Annotated in this window: 18 protein-coding genes; 9 read left to right on the top strand and 9 right to left on the bottom strand. The window is 65.6% G+C overall.

Features of this window, described 5'->3' with window-relative positions; genetic code table 11:
* Window positions 1-1,926, bottom strand: a 1,926-nt coding sequence (locus tag ACQ4N9_RS24225) for an FTR1 family protein (protein WP_390968115.1), incomplete at its 3' end; no start/stop codon positions are given.
* A 295-nt stretch (window positions 1,927-2,221) separates the two neighbouring features.
* On the opposite strand from ACQ4N9_RS24225, the gene ACQ4N9_RS24220 reads away from it, so the two are divergent.
* The 4 genes from ACQ4N9_RS24220 to ACQ4N9_RS24205 are packed head-to-tail and all read left to right on the top strand — an operon-like array spanning window position 2,222 to window position 5,341.
* Window positions 2,222-3,613 (top strand): COG3014 family protein, encoded by a 1,392-nt coding sequence (locus ACQ4N9_RS24220; protein ID WP_390968114.1) that lies wholly within the window; start codon window positions 2,222-2,224, stop codon window positions 3,611-3,613.
* A 15-nt stretch (window positions 3,614-3,628) separates the two neighbouring features.
* On the top strand, window positions 3,629-3,985 hold the full coding sequence (locus tag ACQ4N9_RS24215) for a YcfL family protein (protein WP_110992057.1): 357 nt from the start codon (window positions 3,629-3,631) through the stop codon (window positions 3,983-3,985).
* Between the two features lie 21 nt (window positions 3,986-4,006).
* Window positions 4,007-4,594, top strand: a complete 588-nt coding sequence (gene lpoB / locus ACQ4N9_RS24210; RefSeq protein ID WP_125466012.1) for a penicillin-binding protein activator LpoB — start codon at window positions 4,007-4,009, stop codon at window positions 4,592-4,594.
* 3 nt (window positions 4,595-4,597) lie between these two features.
* The gene (locus tag ACQ4N9_RS24205) at window positions 4,598-5,341 is read left to right on the top strand and encodes a penicillin-binding protein activator LpoB (protein ID WP_390968113.1); all 744 of its coding nucleotides are present in this window, start codon (window positions 4,598-4,600) and stop codon (window positions 5,339-5,341) included.
* A gap of 736 nt (window positions 5,342-6,077) precedes the next feature.
* Here the strand turns inward: ACQ4N9_RS24205 and ACQ4N9_RS24200 are convergent.
* The 7 genes from ACQ4N9_RS24200 to ACQ4N9_RS24170 form a co-directional block, all read right to left on the bottom strand.
* Window positions 6,078-6,533 carry an REP-associated tyrosine transposase gene (locus tag ACQ4N9_RS24200; protein WP_390968112.1) on the bottom strand — a complete coding sequence of 152 codons (456 nt, stop codon included), beginning with the start codon at window positions 6,531-6,533 and terminating at the stop codon, window positions 6,078-6,080.
* 162 nt (window positions 6,534-6,695) lie between these two features.
* Complete coding sequence (locus ACQ4N9_RS24195) at window positions 6,696-8,114, bottom strand: efflux transporter outer membrane subunit (RefSeq protein WP_390968111.1); 1,419 nt, start codon at window positions 8,112-8,114, stop codon at window positions 6,696-6,698.
* Window positions 8,111-8,986 carry an HlyD family secretion protein gene (locus ACQ4N9_RS24190; protein WP_347151261.1) on the bottom strand — a complete coding sequence of 292 codons (876 nt, stop codon included), beginning with the start codon at window positions 8,984-8,986 and terminating at the stop codon, window positions 8,111-8,113. The genes ACQ4N9_RS24195 and ACQ4N9_RS24190 overlap by 4 nt, the downstream gene beginning before the upstream one ends.
* Window positions 8,983-9,195 (bottom strand): DUF1656 domain-containing protein, encoded by a 213-nt coding sequence (locus ACQ4N9_RS24185; protein WP_110992051.1) that lies wholly within the window; start codon window positions 9,193-9,195, stop codon window positions 8,983-8,985. Before ACQ4N9_RS24185 ends, ACQ4N9_RS24190 begins: the two co-directional genes overlap by 4 nt.
* A complete protein-coding gene (locus tag ACQ4N9_RS24180; RefSeq protein ID WP_390968110.1) occupies window positions 9,192-11,279 on the bottom strand; it encodes an FUSC family protein in 2,088 nt (695 codons plus the stop codon). Before ACQ4N9_RS24180 ends, ACQ4N9_RS24185 begins: the two co-directional genes overlap by 4 nt.
* A complete protein-coding gene (locus ACQ4N9_RS24175) occupies window positions 11,276-11,713 on the bottom strand; it encodes a MarR family winged helix-turn-helix transcriptional regulator (protein WP_125466017.1) in 438 nt (145 codons plus the stop codon). The genes ACQ4N9_RS24180 and ACQ4N9_RS24175 overlap by 4 nt, the downstream gene beginning before the upstream one ends.
* A gap of 127 nt (window positions 11,714-11,840) precedes the next feature.
* Window positions 11,841-12,752 (bottom strand): LysR substrate-binding domain-containing protein, encoded by a 912-nt coding sequence (locus ACQ4N9_RS24170; protein ID WP_390968109.1) that lies wholly within the window; start codon window positions 12,750-12,752, stop codon window positions 11,841-11,843.
* A 130-nt stretch (window positions 12,753-12,882) separates the two neighbouring features.
* On the opposite strand from ACQ4N9_RS24170, the gene ycaC reads away from it, so the two are divergent.
* The 4 genes from ycaC (at window position 12,883) to ACQ4N9_RS24150 (ending at window position 17,140) form a co-directional block, all read left to right on the top strand.
* A complete protein-coding gene (gene ycaC / locus ACQ4N9_RS24165) occupies window positions 12,883-13,512 on the top strand; it encodes an isochorismate family cysteine hydrolase YcaC (protein ID WP_110992047.1) in 630 nt (209 codons plus the stop codon).
* Window positions 13,513-13,582: 70 nt separating this feature from the next.
* Entirely contained in the window at window positions 13,583-14,143 is a 561-nt protein-coding gene (locus tag ACQ4N9_RS24160; protein ID WP_390968108.1) for an antibiotic biosynthesis monooxygenase, read from the top strand.
* A 42-nt stretch (window positions 14,144-14,185) separates the two neighbouring features.
* Window positions 14,186-15,004, top strand: a complete 819-nt coding sequence (locus tag ACQ4N9_RS24155) for an alpha/beta fold hydrolase (RefSeq protein ID WP_390968107.1) — start codon at window positions 14,186-14,188, stop codon at window positions 15,002-15,004.
* Between the two features lie 294 nt (window positions 15,005-15,298).
* Window positions 15,299-17,140 (top strand): amidohydrolase, encoded by a 1,842-nt coding sequence (locus ACQ4N9_RS24150; RefSeq protein ID WP_390968235.1) that lies wholly within the window; start codon window positions 15,299-15,301, stop codon window positions 17,138-17,140.
* Window positions 17,141-17,286: 146 nt separating this feature from the next.
* Here the strand turns inward: ACQ4N9_RS24150 and ACQ4N9_RS24145 are convergent, their stop codons facing one another.
* On the bottom strand, window positions 17,287-18,099 hold the full coding sequence (locus tag ACQ4N9_RS24145; protein ID WP_390968106.1) for a tetratricopeptide repeat protein: 813 nt from the start codon (window positions 18,097-18,099) through the stop codon (window positions 17,287-17,289).
* 205 nt (window positions 18,100-18,304) lie between these two features.
* Between ACQ4N9_RS24145 and ACQ4N9_RS24140 the strand changes: the two genes are divergently transcribed.
* Window positions 18,305-18,859, top strand: a 555-nt coding sequence (locus ACQ4N9_RS24140) for a WYL domain-containing protein (protein WP_125466023.1), incomplete at its 3' end; no start/stop codon positions are given.

The raw sequence follows: 18,859 nt of genomic DNA, 5'->3' as shown, positions 1-18,859 counted from the left end.
TGCCGCCGCCCTGCGCTTCTCGGCCAACCGGCTACGCCCATACAGGAACACGATCGCCAGCAACGCCAGCGCCTGCGCACCCAGCGAGTAGGCATCGGCATGAATGCCCAGCCAGTCGAACTCGAAGAATGCCACCGGCCGTGTACCCAACACGCCGGCCTCCTGCAGCGCCTTGACGCCATGCCCGGCAAAAATCACCGACAACGCGCACAGCAATGCCGCGTTGATGCTGAAGAACAGCGCCAGCGGCAATTTCGCCGAGCCGCGCAGGATCACCCAGGCCAGGCCCACCAGCAGCACCAGTGCCGTGGCACCGCCCGCCAGCACCGCCTGGTGCCCGGCAGGTCCCGCCTGCAGCCACAGGGTTTCGTAGAACAGGATCACTTCGAACAGCTCGCGGTACACCGAGAAGAACGCCAGCAGGGCAAAACCGAAGCGCCCGCCACCGCTGACCAGGCTGCTCTTGATGTAGTTCTGCCAGGCGGCGGCGTGCCGGCGGTCGTGCATCCACACGCCCAGCCACAGCACCATCACCGAGGCGAACAGCGCCGTGCAGCCTTCGAGCAGCTCGCGCTGGGCACCGCCCACGTTGATCACGTAGGCCGCCAGGGCCCAGGTGGCGAAGCCGGCGACCAGCGCCAGGCCCCAGCCGATGTTGACGCTGCGCACCGCCGACTGCTGGCCGGTGTTACGCAGGAAGGCCAGGATCGCCGCCAGCACCAGGATCGCTTCCAGGCCCTCGCGCAGCAGGATCAGCAGGCCGGAGATGTAGCTCAACGACCAGCTCAGGCCATCGCTGCCCAGCAGTTTGGAGGCTTGCGCAAGCTTCGCCTTCGCGGCGTCCAGGCGCTGTTCGGCCTGGGCCAGCGGCAAGCCGTCCTGCAGCGACTGACGGTAGGCCATCAGCGACTTCTCGGTGTCCTTGCGCACCTGGGCGTCGATGTTGTCGAGGGAGCTTTCGACCAGCTCGAAGCCTTCCAGGTAGGCCGCCACCGACAGGTCGTAGGCCTGGTCATGGTCGCCGGCGCGATAGGCCGCCAGGCTCTTGTCCAGGGTGCTGGCGGTGTAGTCGAGCAACTGCGCCGGGCCACGCTTGGCCTGCGGCGGCTTGGCACGCTGGGCACGGAAGGCCGCCACGGCACCGGGGCCCTCTTTTTCAGCCACTTCGGCGGGCGTCTGGCGGGCCAGGTCGGCAATGTTCCAGGCCTTGTCGCCCATGGCCACCTGCGGGTCAGCGCTGAAGCTGGCGATATAGGCCGCCACATCCCAGCGCTGACGCTCGTCGAGCTGGTCGGCGAACGACGGCATCTCGGTGCCTTCGATCCCCAGGCCAAGGGTGTTGTACAGGTCGTACAGGCTCAGCTGGTCGAGCCGCGCAGCGTTGCGCAGGTTGGCCGGTGGTGGCTCCAGGCCCAGGCCGGCCGGGCCGTCACCCAGCCCGGTATCACCGTGGCAGATCGAGCAGTTCTGCGCGTACAGCGCCGCACCGCGGGCCGGGTCGGGGGTGATGATCGGCGCCTGGCTGACCTCGTAGGCCACCGCCAGGCGCGCACCCAGCTGGCGGGCCTGGCGGGCGACACCCGCACCCTCCTGGCGCTGCTCGATAGCCTGGCGCAGGCCCTGCACGCCCTGTTCAAGTGCGGCGCGTTCGGGGTTGTCCGGCAGGCCCTTGACCAGCTCGGCCAGTACCCCGCTGAACTCCTGCTGCTCGCGGTATTCGCCGGTGTCCACCACCTTGCCGTCACGCACCGTCGGTGGGTAATCGGCGCCAATATAGTCCAGCAGATGCAGGGCCTTGGTCGCATCGGCGGGGGCCTCTGCCTGCGCCAGGGCGCTGCACAGCAGCAGCACCGGGGCGAGCAGCACGGCAAGCAGGCGGGAACGGGAATTCATGGCCAGTCTCGATGTAAATACGAAAGTGAACATTGTTCACTTCCACTCTGCGTCCCTCAAGCTTCAGGGGCAGATTTCATGAAAAATCTTGCTACAAAATCTCCCGGCATCCTCGCCGTCCTCATCAGGATCTTTACGACGGCGGGCCTGTCACAAGGGCAGTAAAGGCACATGGCCATTAAAACGCTGTCACTTTGCGTATAATGCCGCCCCTTTGTAATAGCCATTGGCGATCAATGTGCCTTTACCCAAAGGATCTGGCCCGGCCAGAGGGCCCCGCCGCCCCGCTACAGCGGCTGCAACATGCTCCAGGGAATGAAAACCTTCGATGGCAACCCGCGTCCTGATCCTGGCCACCCTCTTCACCCTCCTGCAACTCAGCGGCTGCTCGGTGTTTCGCAGCTACGACAGCGAAATGCAGGCAACCAACCAGCAACTGGCCGCGGGCAACGTCGACGCCGCGCTGGCCCTGCTGGAAAGCCACAACACCCGCGAACAGAAGGACCTGCTCTACTACCTGGAGAAAGGTGAACTGCTGCGCTCGAAGGGCGACCTGGCCGGCAGCCAGGCTGCCTGGCGCTCGGCCGACAGCGTGGTAGTGCAGTGGGAAGAGGCTGTGCGCCTGGACACCGACAAGTACCTCAGCCAGTTCGGCAGCTACGTGGTCAACGACAAGATCCGCCGCTACGAAGGCTACGACTACGAAAAAGTCATGCTGACCACGCAGATGGCCCTGAACCTGCTGGCCCAGAACGACTTCGACGGTGCCCGCGTAGCGATCCGCAAGAGCCACGAGCGCGAAGCGATCATCGCCGAGCTGCGCGACAAGGCGTACCTCAAGGGCGAAGAACAGGCACAGGAAGACGGTATTAAAACCGAAGTCGCCGACCTCAAGGGCTATCCGGTCGCCACCCTCGACGCCCCCGAGGTGGTCAACCTCAAAAACAGCTACCAGAGCGCCTTCAGCCACTATCTGGCCGGCTTCGTCTACGAGGCCCTGGGCGAAAAAGGGCTGGCCGCGCCGGGTTACCGCATGGCCGCCGAGCTACGCCCGAAAACACCGCTGCTAGAGCAGGCCCTGCTGCAGCTGGACGGCAACAGCGCCACCCCGGCCGAGAGCGACGTGCTGTTCGTGGTGCAGAGCGGCCTGGCGCCAGCCCGCGATTCCATGAGCATCCCCCTGCCCCTGGTGATTGATGAAAACCTGGTGATTACCCCGCTGTCGTTCCCGATCATTCGCGAAGACCGCTCCACCGCGCACCTGGATGCCCTGCAGCTCGACGGCAGGCCCCTGGCCCTGACCTTGCTCAACAGCACCAGCGCCATGTCGCGCCGGGCCTTGCGCGATGACATGCCCGGCATCATCCTGCGCACCAGCGCGCGCGCCGTCTCGCGCACCTTGGCGCAGAAGAAACTGAACGAGAAAGACCCGCTGGCCGGCCTGATCTTCGGCATCGCGTCGACGGTGCTGGAGAATGCCGATACCCGCACCTGGCGCACCCTGCCCGACCAGACCCAAGTGGCTCGCCTGCGCCTGAAGCCCGGCGAGCACCAACTGAGCCTACCGGCAGTACTGGGCGGGGCCGGGATCAAGGTGAAGATCGACCGCCCCTACCAGGTGGTCAGCCTGCGCGTGGTCGGCAACCAGGTGTTCGCCAGCGGCCCGGCCGTCCAGGTCGCGCCCACCACCACGGCCCCCACCGTGGTCAGCCTCAAGTAACCTCAAGGATCGAACATGCGCAGAACCTGCCTCGCCCTGCTCACCGCCGCCTTGCTGGCCGGTTGCTCCAACACCGAAACCGCCGCCAGCAAGGTCGTGACCATGGGCCAGCTGGACGATATCGAAGTCCATCAGATGCGGGTCGCCCGCGAGAATGGCTTCCTCACCGTCAACGTGGCGCTGAACAACACCAGCCGCAGCAACCAGACCCTGTTCTACCGCTTCGCCTGGTTGGACGACAGCGGCTTCCCGGTGGCCGACGAAGAAGGCTGGAAGGCCCTGCCGCTGTATGGCAAGCAGGCCAAGTTCCTGCCCGCCATCGCGCCGACCCCCAAGGCCACCGACTTCCGCTTCGAAGCCCACACCCGGTAACCCCTTTCAGGAGCACCCTGCATGTTTGCACGCCTTTCCCTCGCCGCCGTCGCCATCGCCCTGGTCAGCGGCTGCAGCACCCCGTCGCCGGTCCTCGGCGGCAAGAACATCAGCTACGGCGACAGCAAGGCGGTCGAGCTGATCACCAACGAGTTCGGCTCCACCGACCTGCAGATGATCGCCGAGAGCATGACCCGTTCCCTGGCCCAGTCCGGCGTGCTGCGCGGCCGCCCGGTGGTGCAGGTGTACGACGTGAAGAACAAGACCAGCGAGTACATCGATACCCGCGAGATCACCACCACCATCAAGACCCAGCTGATGAAGTCCGGCACCGCCCGCTTCGCCAGCGACAACACCGACATGCAGAGCCAGGTCGACCAGCTCAAGCTGCAGAACCAGAGCGGCCTGTACAAGAAGAACACGGTGGCCAAGACCGGCAACATGATCGCCGCCAGGTACCGCCTGGAAGGCTCGATCAGCTCCATCGTCAAACGCAGCAGCGACTACAAGGACGTGTTCTACAAGTTCAGCCTGCAGCTGGTCGACGTGGAAAGCGGCCTGGCCGAGTGGATGGATGAAAAAGAAATCCGCAAGACCACGGAGCGCTGACCGATGCGTGCATGGATGGCAGTCATTGGCCTGGCCTGCGCCTTCGGCGCGCAGGCGGCCCCCAAGGTGGCGGTGACCGACCTGGCCTACGAGGCGCAGGTTCAGGAGTACATCCACAGCGTCAACGCCCACAACAGCGGGCAGTCGAGCCTGTACAACGCCAGCCAGTCGTCGAGCTACAGCGAGTACGAAAGCAGCAAGAGCTACATCCAGCAGGCCGAGCTGCGCAAGTTTGGCGGCGACATCAAGGGCGAAATCCTCAAGACCGGCATGTTCGAGCTGATCCAGGGCAAGCCCTACACCGCCGAGGCCGAGGAGGACGTGTACGACGTGATCCGCCGGATCAAGAACGGCGCGTTCGCAGGCGCCGACTACGTGCTGTTCGGCACCCTGTCGGACATCGACTTCCAGGAGGACGTCAACGCCCTGGACCACACCGACAGTTATTCGAAGGTGCTGGGGCTGAGCGTGACCGCCGACTTCAGCCTGATCGATACCCGCACCTTGCAGATCACCTCGGCGTTCACCGCCATGGGTGAGGGGCAGGACATCAAGCTGATGAAAAGCCAGGACCGCCGCGTGAGCCTGAACCGCCCGAAGGTGGTGCGCGAAGTGTCGAAGGCGCTGGGGGAAGATGTGGCGCAGCAGTTGGCCGATCAGTTGGGCGGTGTCGGGCCAGGCCAGCCACGCCCGCCACGGGTGCGGGACAAGTTGCCGCCGGATGAGCCGGCGCGGATTTTGAACTGACTGGGGAGCGCGTCAAGGCCACTAGGTGCTCGCCGAGATCCTTGCAGCGCTTATGAGATCGAGCGCCGCCCGCGCGGCGCATCGCTGGCAAGCCAGCTCCCACATCTGTTTCGGGCCAATTACTCCTGCATGTTCATCACTGTCCGCCTTTTTGGTACGACGCAGTTTCTGTGTGGGCGTTGCCGCCGCTGCGCATGACTCAAGACATGCACCAAGGCAGGCGCCGGTACTTTCACAGGAATAATTGGCCCGAAACAAACTGTGGGAGCTGGCTTGCCAGCGATGCGCCGCGCGGGCGGCGCTCGATCTCATAGGCGCTGCAAGAGCTGTGGCAAGCACCTGGCGGCCCTGACACGATATGGGCCCTGGCGAGGGCTACGCCCTCGATCGCTGGCAAGCCAGCTCCCATATCTATTTCGGGCCAGTTACTCCTGCAAGGTCATCACTGTCCGCCTTGTTGGTACGACGCGGTTTCAGTGTGGGCATTACCGCCGCCCCACATGACTCAAGACATGCACCAAGGCAGGCGCCGGTACTTTCACAGGAGTAACTGGCCCGAAACAAACTGTGGGAGCTGGCTTGCCAGCGATGCGCCGCGCGGGCGGCGCTCGATCTCATAGGCGCCACAAGAGCTGTGGCAGGCACCTGCATGCCCTGATGCAATCAACTGCCAGGCACCTGGCGGCCCTGATGCGGTATGAGCCATTGGGCCAGCACTGACAACACAAGCAACTGCTCAGAGCCAGATGGCGTCCCAATGGGGATAGTCTCCAACCCGCTCAACCAACCCTGCCCGCTTGGGATTCATGACGATGTAACGCGCAACAGCCTGCACATCCTCTTCCCGCCGCAACGCGCGATCATGAAACCCCTGCTGCCAGAGGCGCCCCGCACGCCCCTGATAGCCATTGATCATCCGGGTACTGCGCGATTTGATCCGCCGCATCAGCGTTTTCAGGTCCCCGCGTCCAAGCTCCACGAGCCAGTGAAAATGATCCGGCATCACCACCCAGGCCAGTGATCGGGCGATGCCCTCCGCCTCCGCGACACGCAACTGCGCGATCAACAACCGAGCCGAGCGGAAGTCGGCCAGGTACGGTGCCCGGTTCAAGGTTTCGGTGGTCAGCAGATAGAGCCTGCCGGGCTCTGAGAAACGGCCACGCCTCAGTTGGCTGGAATGGGGACTGTCCATGTGCCTACTCCTGTTTTGGCCAGGTCAGGCTAGTGCGTTGAATCCGCTTGGAGCAAAAAGGAGTGGGACCTGATGTTTCAGTGATGCCCCCATCGCTGGCAAGCCAGCTCCCACAAGGGCTGCAGTGATCTCTGTGGGAGCTGGCTTGCCAGCGATTTTCCCTCAAGGTTTGCCACTACCCTTCCACCCCCCACCCAACGCCAGAAACACCCCAATCTGCCCCATCGCCACCTGACTATTCGCCGCCGCCAGCTGCGCGCGTACATCGGTATAGGTCCGCGTCGCCTGCAGGTCAGCCAGGAACGACTCACGCCCCACCTGGTAACGCAGATGCGTCTGGTCCGCCGACTCTTTCGCCGAACGCTCAGCCTCAGCCAGCGCATCGCGCCGGTCGAGCAACGCGCTGTACTGCGCCAGCCGCGTCTGTGTCTCACGAATGGCGTTGAGCACCACCCCATCGAACTGCGCCAGCGCCGCCTGGGTCGAGGCCTCGGCCATGCGAATACGCGCACGGGTGCCGTTGGTGGGGATGTTCCAGCTGATCTGCGGGCCAAAGCCCCAACGGTTGGTGGACGGCTCACCGAGGTTTTCAAGAATGCCGATGGTGCCCACCTGTGCACCAATGCTGATATCCGGGTACAGCGCGCCAGTGGCCACGCCGATATTCGCGGTCGCAGCCGCCAACTGGCGCTCGGCCTGGCGCACATCGGGGCGGCGTTTGAGCAAGGCGGCGCCATCACCCACCGGGATCAGCTGCGCAAGGTGCGGCAGCTCGGCGCAATCGGCAGTACCCGCCGGCAACTGCTCGACCGGCTTGGCCAGCAACGCGGCCAGGGTGTACAGGCCCGTTTCGCGCTCGGCCTTGAAGCGCGGCAGTTCTGCCCGCAGCGACTTGAACTGGGTCTGCGAACGGGTGACCTGGGTCTCGTCGCCACGGCCAGCGTCGCGCAAGCGCTGTGTCAGCTGCACGCCCTGCTGCTGCAGGCCCAGCGACTCACGGGCAATGTGGTACTCCTCGTTGGCCGAACACACCTGGGTGTAGGCCTTGACCACATCGGCCACCAGGGTGATGCGCGCGGTGTCGGCAGCAGCCTGCACCGCATCGGCGTTGGCCTTGGCGGCCTCGGTGCCGCGCTTGAAGGTGCCCCACAGGTCGAACTGGTAGCTGACGCTCAGCAGCGCCTCGCCGATATTGGCCACCGGCACTTTCTCCGGCAGCAGGAAGGCTTCGCCGGACTCCTGCAAGCGCTGGGCACCGGCCTTGATGCCGCCATTGAAGCCGCCCTGGGACTCGGCCACTTCCACCTGGGCACGGGCCTTGGCGATGTTGGCGGCGGCCACGCGCAGTTCGGTGTTGGCGCTCAGAGCCTGGCGCACCAGTTCGTTGAGGCGTTGATCCTGGTACAGCTGCCACCAGTCCTCGGGCACCGGTGCCGACACCACGCTGTCGGCATCCTGGCGCAACGGGCCGTTGAGATCGCTGCGCTGCACGGCGGCGTCCTTGGGCACTTGGTAGTTGGGCCCGACCATCATGCAGGCGCCGAGGGACAGGCTAAGCCCCACCAGGATCAGCTGTTTCATGGGCGCTGGCCCTCGATGATCGACACCGTGGCGGTGCGCCCGGCAATCATGCGGAAGTCCGCCGGCACCTCGTCGAAGGTGATGCGCACCGGAATCCGCTGGGCCAGGCGCACCCAGCTGAACGCCGGGTTGACGTTGGGCAGCAGGTTGGCGCCGCTGCTGCGGTCGCGGTCCTCGATGCCGGCGGACAGGCTTTCGACCCGGCCGCGCAGGCGCGTGTTGTCGCCCATCACGCGGATGTCCACGGCATCGCCAACGTTGATGCCACCAAGCTTGGTCTCTTCGAAATAGCCATCGACGTGGTACGAGGCGCTGTCGACCACCGACAGCACCGGGCGGCCGGCGCTGACGAACTCGTGGGCGCGCGGGGCGCGGTCATTGAGGTAACCGTCCACCGGGCTGCGCACCACCGAACGGTCGAGGTTGAGCTGGGCCAGGTCCACCTGCACCTGGGCCTGATTGACCGCCGAGCGGGCGCGGGCCTCGCGCGACTGGCTCTCTTCCAGCTGCTCGGCCGCCACCAGGTTGCCCAGCTTGCGGTTGCGCTGCGCCTCGCGGGAGGCCTGGGCCAGGGTTTCCTGGCGCTCGGCCAGGGTCGCCTTGGCCTGGCGCAGGGCCAGGCTGAAGCGGTCCTGGTCGATGGTGAACAGCACGTCGCCGCGCTTGATGGTCTGGTTGTCGCGCACCTCGACCTTTTGGATCAGCCCGGACACATCCGGGGCGATCTGGATCACGTCGGCACGGATGTGCCCGTCGCGGGTCCAGGGGGCGAACATGTAGTACACCACCATCTGCCACACGAGCACGGCGGCGAAGGTCACTACCAGCAAGGTCAGGACCACGCGGCCCAGGGTCAGCAAAGGTTTTTTCATGGCAGCATCAGGCTTCGGCAAAAGTGGTCGACCGCGCCCAGCAGCACGGCATACAGGGCAACGTTGAACAGCGCCCGGTGCCAGACCAGGCGGTAGAAATGCACGCGCACCAGCAGCGCATGCACCCCCAGGAACAACAGGTAGGTCGCAAACATCATCACCAGCAGCGTGGGCAGGAACACCCCGCTGATATCCAGTTCACCTATCACAGGGGCGCTCCATCGAGGCCGGGGGGCAGTTGCGTTTGTTCAGTGGGTTCGAGCATCACCTCCACCCCCGGCAACAGGGCCAGGCGCAGGCCACTCAGGGCGTGCAGCAGGTGGGTGCGGGCATCGCCGCGCTCGTACAGTTCGTCCAGGTTCAGCGCCAGGCGCGCCCGCTCCATGTTGCGCAGCAGCGCCGCCGGGGCATGCAGCCGTTCGCCGGCGCGCAGGCAGGCGGCGTAGTGGCCGCCGACGTCTTCGATCACCGTCTGCAGGCGCTCGCGGGCCTGGCTGCCAGCACGCGGCAGGTAGGCCAACAGGTCGAGCAGGTTCAGCCCCACGCGCAGGTCGCGCAGCGCCACGCCGCTGTCCTGGCCGGTCTGCGACAGCCGCGGCAGGTGCTGCATCAGGCGGTCGAGCATCTGCACGCCGACCTGGCGGTGTTCGGCGAGGGTGGCCGGCGCGGTCATCTCGACGATGTCGCGCCAGGCGAAGCGAGTCATGCGCTTGGCCGCCAGTTCCACGCCGAACGGGCGCACCACGATGGTCCAGAGGAAGGCGAACAGCAGCCCCACCGGCCCCGCCAGGTTGGCGTTGAGGAAGGTGAAGAAGTCGGCGTCGTAAGCGCCCTGGATGCTGATGAAGGTCGAGGTGTTGACGATGGTCAGCAAGGTGCCCAGGTAGAAACGCGGCTGCACGGTGAGGGTGCCGACGCAGATGAACGGCACGGCAAAGGCCAGCACCAGCATGGCGAAGTCATGCAGGTTGGGCAGTACCAGGAACAGGTACAGGCTGGAGAAGATCACCGACATCAAGGTCCAGAAGAAGAACCGGTAGATCTGCGGCGCCGGGTCGTCCATGGCGGCGAAGAAGCTGCACGACACGGCGGCGAGGATTACCGCGCTGGCGCCGTCGTTCCAGCCCAGGCCGATCCACAGGCCGCAGGCGACGACGATGGCGGTGACGGTGGAGAACACCGAGTAGAACATCAGCCCACGGTCGAAGAAGGGGGTCAGCCGGCCCAGCCGCCAGTGCCGATACACTGCCCGCCAGGGCTTGGCGTCGTCGGTGCGCAGGGCGTGCTGCAGGGTGCAGCAGTCCTGCCACAGGTCGGCCCACTCGGTCAGGCGGTAGAGCGCATTGGACAACAACAGCTCGGCGCGCTGGTCGAGGGCGGCGGCGCCGGGTTGCAGGCGGTCGATCTGCTCGTGCAGGGCGGTCCAACGTGCCACCGCGGCGCTGTCGGCGGTGCCCTTGAGCCATTCGCGGGCGGCCGCCAGCACCGGCTGCAACTGGGCGAACTGCACAGGGGCACGGCCTTCGAGGGCGATCAGGGCGTCGTCGAGGGCGTCGATCACCGGCAGCAGGTGGATCATCCGCCCGCGCAGTTCGCGGGCGTTCTTCAAGGTGTGCGGGCCTGCGCCTTCGTGGCCGAGCTGGCCGATCATCAGCTCCAGCGAGTTGAAGGTGGCGACCATCGCCCCGCGCATGCCGCCGACCTTGTCGGCGCTGGCTTCGCGAGCCAGGTAGGTATCGCTGTAGCGGATCGCCTCGCTGAACCAGCTGCCGGTCGCGCCGACCACCACCGGCGCCAGCCGGCGCGGCCAGAACACCGCGCCGACCACCGCCGCGCAGACGATGCCCAGGCAGATTTCCTGGGCCCGGGACGAGGCCACGTCGAACACCGCCAGCGGGTTGTCGACCACGGCCAGGGCGATCATCGGCATCGTGTAGCCGGCCAGCATCAGCACGTAGTTGTTGGCGGTGCGCAGGTTCAGCGAGAGGAACAGCAGGGTGCCGGTCCACAGCGCGACGGCGATGCTCAGCAGCAACGGCGACTGCACCAGCAGCGGCACGAAAAAGATCGCCGCCCCCGCGCCCAGCAGTGTGCCGAGTGCACGGTACAGCGCCTTGGAGGTGGTGGGGCCGAGGAATGGGCTGGAGACGATGTACACCGTGGCCATCGCCCAGTACGGGCGCGGCAACTGCATCAGCAGGGCGATGTACAGGGCGATCATGGACGCGGCGAAGGTGCGCACGCCGTAGAACCAGTCGCGGGCCGGCGGCACCGAGCTGAAGAAGCCGCTCATGGGGTGAGGCCCGCGTCTTCGAACACCCGGATCACCCGCAGGGTGGCTTCCAGGTCGGCCTGATCGATGCCCTGCAGCAACTCGCGGCGCAGGCGCACCAGTTCGCCTTCGATGGATTCGGCCAGGGCGCGGCCTGTAGCGGTCAGGCTCAGGGCCTTGGCGCGGCGGTCCAGCGGGTCCTCGCTGCGCAGCACCAGGCCCGCCTTGCACAGCTGGTCGAGCAGGCGCACCAGCGACGGGCTTTCCAGGCCGGCGGCCTGGGCCACCGCCACCTGGTGCACGCCGTCGCCCAGGCGCACGATCATCAGCAACGGCACGGCGCAGGCTTCGGAGATGCCATAGCCGGTCAAGGCGCCCTGACACAGGCGACGCCAATGCCGGGCGGCCACGACCATGCCGCTGCTGATTTTCATGTGCAGAGCGTCAAGTGACATAAGAGGAACCGAGGATATTCATAGTTTGCTAACTATCAATATACGCCCTGCCCTCCCCCTGCCGTCAACCGGGCGTGCCCGCAGGCGAAGATGAAAAGTTGTTCATCCTCGCGCCAGACCCGCGCCGTCAGGCCATGTCGCTGGTGGCGAATTCCTCGGCCAGGTGGTCGATCAGCGAGCGCACCGACGGCAGCAACCCGCGCCGTGACGGGAAGATCGCATGGACGATGCCGCAGCGCGGGTGCCATTGCTCCAGCAGCTCCACCAGCCTGCCCGCCGCCAGGTCCTCACGCACCGCCACCCGTGGCAGGTGGGCGATGCCCACCCCGGCCACCACGAAATGGCGCAGGGCAAAGAGGTCGTCGCTGACCATACGCGGCGTGTGCGGGATGACCAGGCTGTGCTGCTGGTCCTCGCCCTGGAACAGCTCCCACTGGTATTCGCGCTGGGCGCCGCCCCAGTGCAGGCTGGGCAGCGTGCCCAGTTGCTGCGGGTCGAAGCCCGCCGGCAGCTGTTCGAGGAACGCGGGGTGCCCGACCAGGCACTGGGTGCTGTTGCTCAGCACCTTCATCACCATGTCGGTGTTCTCCAGCGGCGGGAAGCGCACCCGCAGCGCCAGGTCGAAGCCTTCGTGCAGCAAGTCGACGCGGCGGTTGGTGCTCTCGATGAACAGCTCCACCTGCGGGTACTTGAGCATGTAGCGGGTGAGCATCGGCCCGACCCAGGAATTGAGCAGGGTGGTCGGGCAACTGATGCGCACCAGCCCGCGCGGCTCGCTGCGGTTGCGCTCGATGATTTCGGCGGCGCCCTCGGCCTCCACGCGCATGGCCAGGCAACGGTTGTAGTAGGCCTGGCCGATCTCGGTCAGCGAACAGTGCCGGCTGGTGCGGTGCAGCAGCCGCACGCCCAGGCGCTCCTCGAGGTCGGCGATGCGCCGGCTGAGCTTGGACTTGGGCATGTCCAGCGCCCGCCCGGCCGGGGCGAAGCCGCCGTGCTCCACCACCTGGGTGAAGTAGTACAGGGAGTTGAGGTCTTCCATTGATCGTTCACCAAATAGAACGCTAGAGGCAATTTTTGCAGTCTACCGCGCCAAAGGTGATGAATCTAATCTTTGCTCATCAACGCGAAACACCCCACCCAGTGAACGACACACCCTAAGGAGCACGACCATGGCTAACTTCAAATACAACCGCCTGAACAAAGACGACGCCGCCGTACTGCTGGTGGATCACCAGGCTGGCCTGCTGTCGCTGGTGCGCGACATCGAGCCGGACCGCTTCAAGAACAACGTGCTGGCCCTGGCCGACCTGGCCAAGTACTTCAACCTGCCGACCATCCTCACCACCAGCTTCGAGCAAGGCCCCAACGGCCCGCTGGTACCGGAACTCAAGGCGCTGTTCCCCGACGCGCCGTACATCGCCCGCCCTGGCCAGATCAACGCCTGGGACAACGAAGACTTCGTCAAGGCAGTGAAAGCCACCGGCAAGAAGCAACTGATCATCGCCGGCGTGGTAACCGAGGTATGCGTGGCCTTCCCGGCGCTGGCGGCCCTGGAAGAAGAGTTCGAAGTGTTCGTGGTGACCGACGCCTCCGGCACCTTCAACGAAATGACCCGCGACGCGGCGCACGACCGCATGAGCCAGGCCGGCGCGCAACTGATGACCTGGTTCGGCGTGGCCTGTGAGCTGCACCGCGACTGGCGCAACGACGTCGAAGGCCTGGCCGCGCTGTTCAGCAACCACATCCCCGACTACCGCAACCTGATGACCAGCTACAACACCCTGACCGCCGGCAAGTAACCCGCCAGTCGCCTGGCGCCCCAGTGGCGCCAGGTCACCCAGTCAACGCAGCTCACGCCAGGGCCCGCCGATGAACACGCCGCACAACCGCAACGTCGTCACGCTGGTGATCCAGCACAAGGTTCGCGCCCAGGCGCTGGCGCCCTACGAGGCTTGGCTCAAGCATGCGGTGAGCACCGCACGCCAGCAGCCGGGCCACCTGGACGTCAACGTGATCCGCCCGGACGACGGTGGCCGGCAGTTCACCACCATCGTGCGGTTTGCCGACGCCGGCCTGCTGCAGGCCTGGGTCAATTCGGCCGAGCGCCAGGCGCTGGTCAGCGAAGTGCTGCCACTGCTTGAAGAGGGCGACCAGACCCAGGTGCATGACGATCCGGAGTTCTGGTTCACCCCGCCCAGCACCCGCGCCGCGCCACCGCCGCGCTGGAAGCAGGCCGTGCTGACCTACCTGGTGATCTGCCCCATGACCTTGCTGATCCCGCAACTGCTGGCGCCGCTGTTTGCCCGCTACCCGCTGCTGGGCGGCCCAATCAGCGGCAACCTGATCAGCAACCTGTTCGTCATCCTGCCCGTGGTGTTCTACATCATGCCCTGGGTGACCCGCCGCTGCGCCGCCTGGCTGCGTGGCTGAAAGTTTTCTCACTGCCTCACTCGAATTTCAGGAGATACCGACATGAGCACACTCGTTACCCGCGATGGCACCTCGATCCACTACAAGGACTGGGGCAGTGGCAAACCCGTCCTGTTCAGCCACGGCTGGCCACTGGACGCCGACATGTGGGATTCGCAGATGGAGTACCTGGCCAGCCGCGGCTACCGCACCATCGCGTTCGACCGCCGGGGTTTCGGGCGCTCCAGCCAGCCTTGGACTGGCTACGACTACGACACCTTCGCTGATGACATCGCCCAGCTGATCGAACACCTCGACCTGCGCGAGGTGACCTTGGTGGGCTTCTCCATGGGCGGTGGCGACGTCAGCCGTTATATCGCCAGGCACGGCAGCGAGCGCATCGCCGGCCTGGTGCTGCTGGGTGCGGTAACGCCGGTGTTCGGCAAGCGCGACGACAACCCGGACGGCGTCGACAGTGCGGTATTCGACGGCATCAAGGCCGGCCTGCGGGCAGACCGGGCGCAGTTCATCGCCGACTTCGCCGCGCCCTTCTATGGCATCAACCATGGCCAGCAGGTGTCCCAGGGCGTGCAGACCCAGACCTTGAACATTGCGTTGCTGGCGTCGATCAAAGGCACCCTGGACTGCGTGAGCGCTTTCTCCGAAACCGATTTCCGCCCAGACATGGCCAAGATCGACGTGCCGACCCTGGTCATCCACGGTGACGACGATCAGATCGTGCCGCTCGAGAGCACTGGCAGGAAAGCTGCAGAGCTGATCCGCGGTGCCGAGCTGAAGGTGTACGCAGGCGCGCCCCATGGCTTTGCCGTGACCCATGCGCAGCAGCTCAATGAAGACCTGCTGGCCTTCCTGAATCGCTGAAAAGCGGGGGCCGCTTTGCGGCCCATCGCCGGCAAGCCGGCTCCCACAGGGGCTGCGCAGACTTGTGGGCGCCGGCTTGCCGGCGATGAGGCCGGAGCAGGCAGCACAAAACCTGATCAAGGCTAACCTTCACCCGCCTGCCGCAGCCCGATGGAGAACACCATGTCCCAGGACCCTAACGACAAGAGCCGCCGCCAGTTCCTCGCCACCAGCACCGTGCTCGGCGCCGCTGGCGCACTCTGGTCGGCCCTGCCCTTCAGCGGCTCCGCCACTGCATCCACCCAAGGAGGCTCCATGACCGCCGACCTCATCCTGTTCAACGGCAAACTGCACACCGTCGACCGTGAAAACCCCACTGCCACCGCCGTCGCCATCAAGGACGGCAAGTTCATCGCGGTGGGCAACGATGCCCAGGCCATGGCCCACAAAGGCGCCTCCACGCAGATCATCGACCTCAAACAGCGCACGGTGATCCCAGGGCTCAATGACTCGCACCTGCACCTGATCCGCGGCGGCCTCAACTACAACCTGGAACTGCGCTGGGAAGGCGTGCCATCGGTGGCCGACGCCCTGCGCATGCTCAAGGACCAGGCGGCCCGCACGCCGACCCCGCAGTGGGTACGAGTGGTCGGCGGCTGGAACGAATTCCAGTTCGCCGAAAAGCGCATGCCCACCCTGGAAGAAATCAACCAGGCCGCCCCCGACACCCCGGTGTTCCTGCTGCACCTGTATGACCGTGCCCTGCTCAACCGCGCCGCGCTCAAGGCGGTGGGCTACAGCAAGGACACGCCCAACCCGCCGGGTGGCGAGATCCAGCGCGACAAGTTCGGCAACCCGACCGGTATGCTCATCGCCCGCCCTAACGCGATGATCCTCTACGCCACCCTGGCCAAGGGGCCGAAGCTGCCGCTGGAATACCAGGTCAACTCGACCCGCCAGTTCATGCGTGAGCTCAATCGCCTGGGCCTGACCAGCGCCATCGATGCCGGCGGCGGTTATCAGAACTTCCCCGACGATTACTCGGTGATCCAGGAGCTGGCCGACAACAACCAACTGACCGTGCGCATCGCCTACAACCTGTTCACCCAGAAGCCCAAGGAAGAGCTGGACGACTTCAAGAAGTGGACCGCCAGCGTCAAGCTGCACAGCGGCACCGACTTCCTGCGCCACAACGGTGCCGGCGAGATGCTGGTGTTCTCCGCCGCCGACTTCGAGGACTTCCTCGAACCGCGCCCGGACCTGCCGCAGACCATGGAGCAGGAACTGGAGCCTGTGGTGCGCCACCTGGTGGAACAACGCTGGCCGTTCCGCCTGCACGCCACCTACAACGAATCGATCACGCGCATGCTCGATGTGTTCGAGAAGGTCAACCGCGACATCCCGTTCAATGGCCTGCCGTGGTTCTTCGATCACGCCGAGACCATCACCCCAGAGAACATCGAACGTGTTCGAGCGCTGGGCGGCGGCATCGCGATCCAGGACCGCATGGCCTTCCAGGGCGAGTATTTCGTCGACCGCTATGGCGCCAAGGCGGCCGAGCAGACCCCGCCGATCCAGCGCATGCTCGACATGGGCGTGCCAGTGGGTGCCGGTACCGACGCCACCCGCGTGTCCAGCTACAACCCGTGGACCTCGCTGTACTGGCTGGTCAGCGCCAAGACCGTGGGCGGCATGGCGCTGTACCCCGAAGGCCTGAGCCGCGACACCGCGCTGCAGCTGTTCACCCAGGGCAGCGCCTGGTTCTCCAGCGAGCAGGGCAAGAAAGGCCAGATCAAGGTGGGCCAGTTGGCGGACCTGACGGCGTTGTCGCTGGATTTCTTCAGCGTCGATGAAGAGGCGATCAAGGGCATCGAGTCGGTGCTGACGGTGGTCGATGGCAAGGTGGTGTACGGCGCTGCCGAGTTCGACAAGCTGGGCCCGCCACAGGTACCGGTGCTGCCCGAGTGGTCACCTGTGGCCAAGGTGCCGGGGCACTGGCGGGTGGGTACGCCATCGCTGGCGGCCGTCGTGCACCAGTGTTCAGGGCCATGTGGGGTGCATGCCCACAGCCATGAACAGGCGCGCCACTCCAAGGTGCCGGTCAGCGACTTCCAGGGGTTCTGGGGGGCATTGGGTTGTTCGTGCTTTGCGTTCTGAGGTGACGGGATGCTCAGTTGAGCGATTTTGGGCCGCGCTGCGGCCCTTTCGCCGGCAAGCCGGCTCCCACAGGTACAGCGCATGTCTCAAGTTTGACGCGATTCCTGTGGGAGCTGGCTTGCCAGCGATGGGCTGCACCCATGCCCTCAACGCTGAACCTGGTCGTCCAGTTTCATGGTCAGCGCCAGGGTGCTGCCCAGCTGGATCGCCTGGTCACGCCAGCCCAGGTAGCGCGCCGTGTCGCGGCTGCTGAAGTGCACCGCCAGTTCCTCGGCGGCCTGCATCACCCCGGTGGCCGCTGCCAGCTCCAGCCAGTACAGGGCAGCCTTGGTATCCGCTGCCACGTACAGCCCATGCAGCAGGCGATAACCCACCTCGAAACGGCAACGCGTCTCGCCACGTTGTGCTCCGCGCAGGAACCAGTGGTAAGCCTCGAGCGGGTCCACCTGCCATGGCGGCTCACCGTCGCACACCTCTTCTTCGTACAGGTCGCCCAGCGCCGCCGCGGCATGCAGCATGCCGCGCTCGAAGGCATGGCGGTAATACTCGGCGGCGTTGGCATACGACACCTCCACGCCCTTGCCGAAATAATGCTGCTGCCCCAGGTTGAACCAGGCAACGGCATTGCCCTGCAAAGCCGCCATGCGCAACAGGTGCCCGGCCAGCACGGTATCGCCGCGCCAATACTTGCCGTTGAGCCAGATCCAGCCCAGGTCGTTGAGCGCCGCCACGTTGCCGAGCAACGCCTGGCTGCACAGGTCGGCGTACACCGCCTGCAGGTCGGTAGCTTCATCCAGCCGGTCGATCAGGCCGAAGCGCTCACCGCCCTGCAGCGCCTGGCTCGGCATGCCGACCCCGACGAACAGCCGCTGGCGCTGGCCCGGCAATGCCGGTACCGGCGCGATGCGCTCGGGCAGCAGCCGCGCGAGCAGCGAATGGATATTGCTGGCAGCAGACATGTTCATCCTCATTGAACGGCGCACAGCTCCAGGCTTTGCTGTGATGGGGCGTGATTCTGCGCGACGACACGACAAAACCTGTCGCGAACGATCCAGAGCCAGGCAACCAATTGTCTGTTCCTTGATCTGAGCAGGCTGTGGCCAATTGCCATGACCTGCCCGTGCCGCCATTCTATGGCGGCAAGCCTAGACAAGGACGTTTCCTTTGCCGTTCGCCACCACCCGCGCCACCCTTAGCCGCCAATGGGCACTTCTGCGCCAGTTGCCCAGCCGCTCCCCCGGGACCACCAGCGCAGAACTGGTGTGGCGCCTGCGTGACGTGGGCTTCAACGTCAGCAAGCGCACCGTCGAGCGCGACCTCAACGAGCTGTCGCTGATCTTCCCGCTGGAACGCAACGACAAGAGCATCCCGTTTGGCTGGCACTGGTCGGCCAATGCCGGCAGCGAGCTGCGCGGCAATTTCGATCTGCAGGGGTATTTGCGCAGCGATACGTTGCAACCGGCCCAGGATGAGGGCGTGGAACTGCAAGCCTGGGTCAGCGACCCGCTGGCGCGGCAACTGCGCGAAGCACCGCTGACCGGGGATATGCAGCTGACGGCGCTGGAGCAGGGCCATCGGCTAAGGGCCACGGTGATCGATGGCTGGCCGTTGCGCTGGTGGCTGCTGAGCCAGGGGGAAGGGTTGGTGGTGGAGTTGCCACTGGCGTTGCGTGAGGAAATTGGCCGGACCCTGGCCAATGCGGCGGCGCAGTACCAGGTG

Origin of the sequence: Pseudomonas sp. ES1 (genome assembly GCF_050586605.1) — a bacterium.
Taxonomy (GTDB): Bacteria; Pseudomonadota; Gammaproteobacteria; order Pseudomonadales; family Pseudomonadaceae; genus Aquipseudomonas; species Aquipseudomonas sichuanensis.
This window is presented reverse-complemented; position numbering and strand designations above follow the sequence as displayed.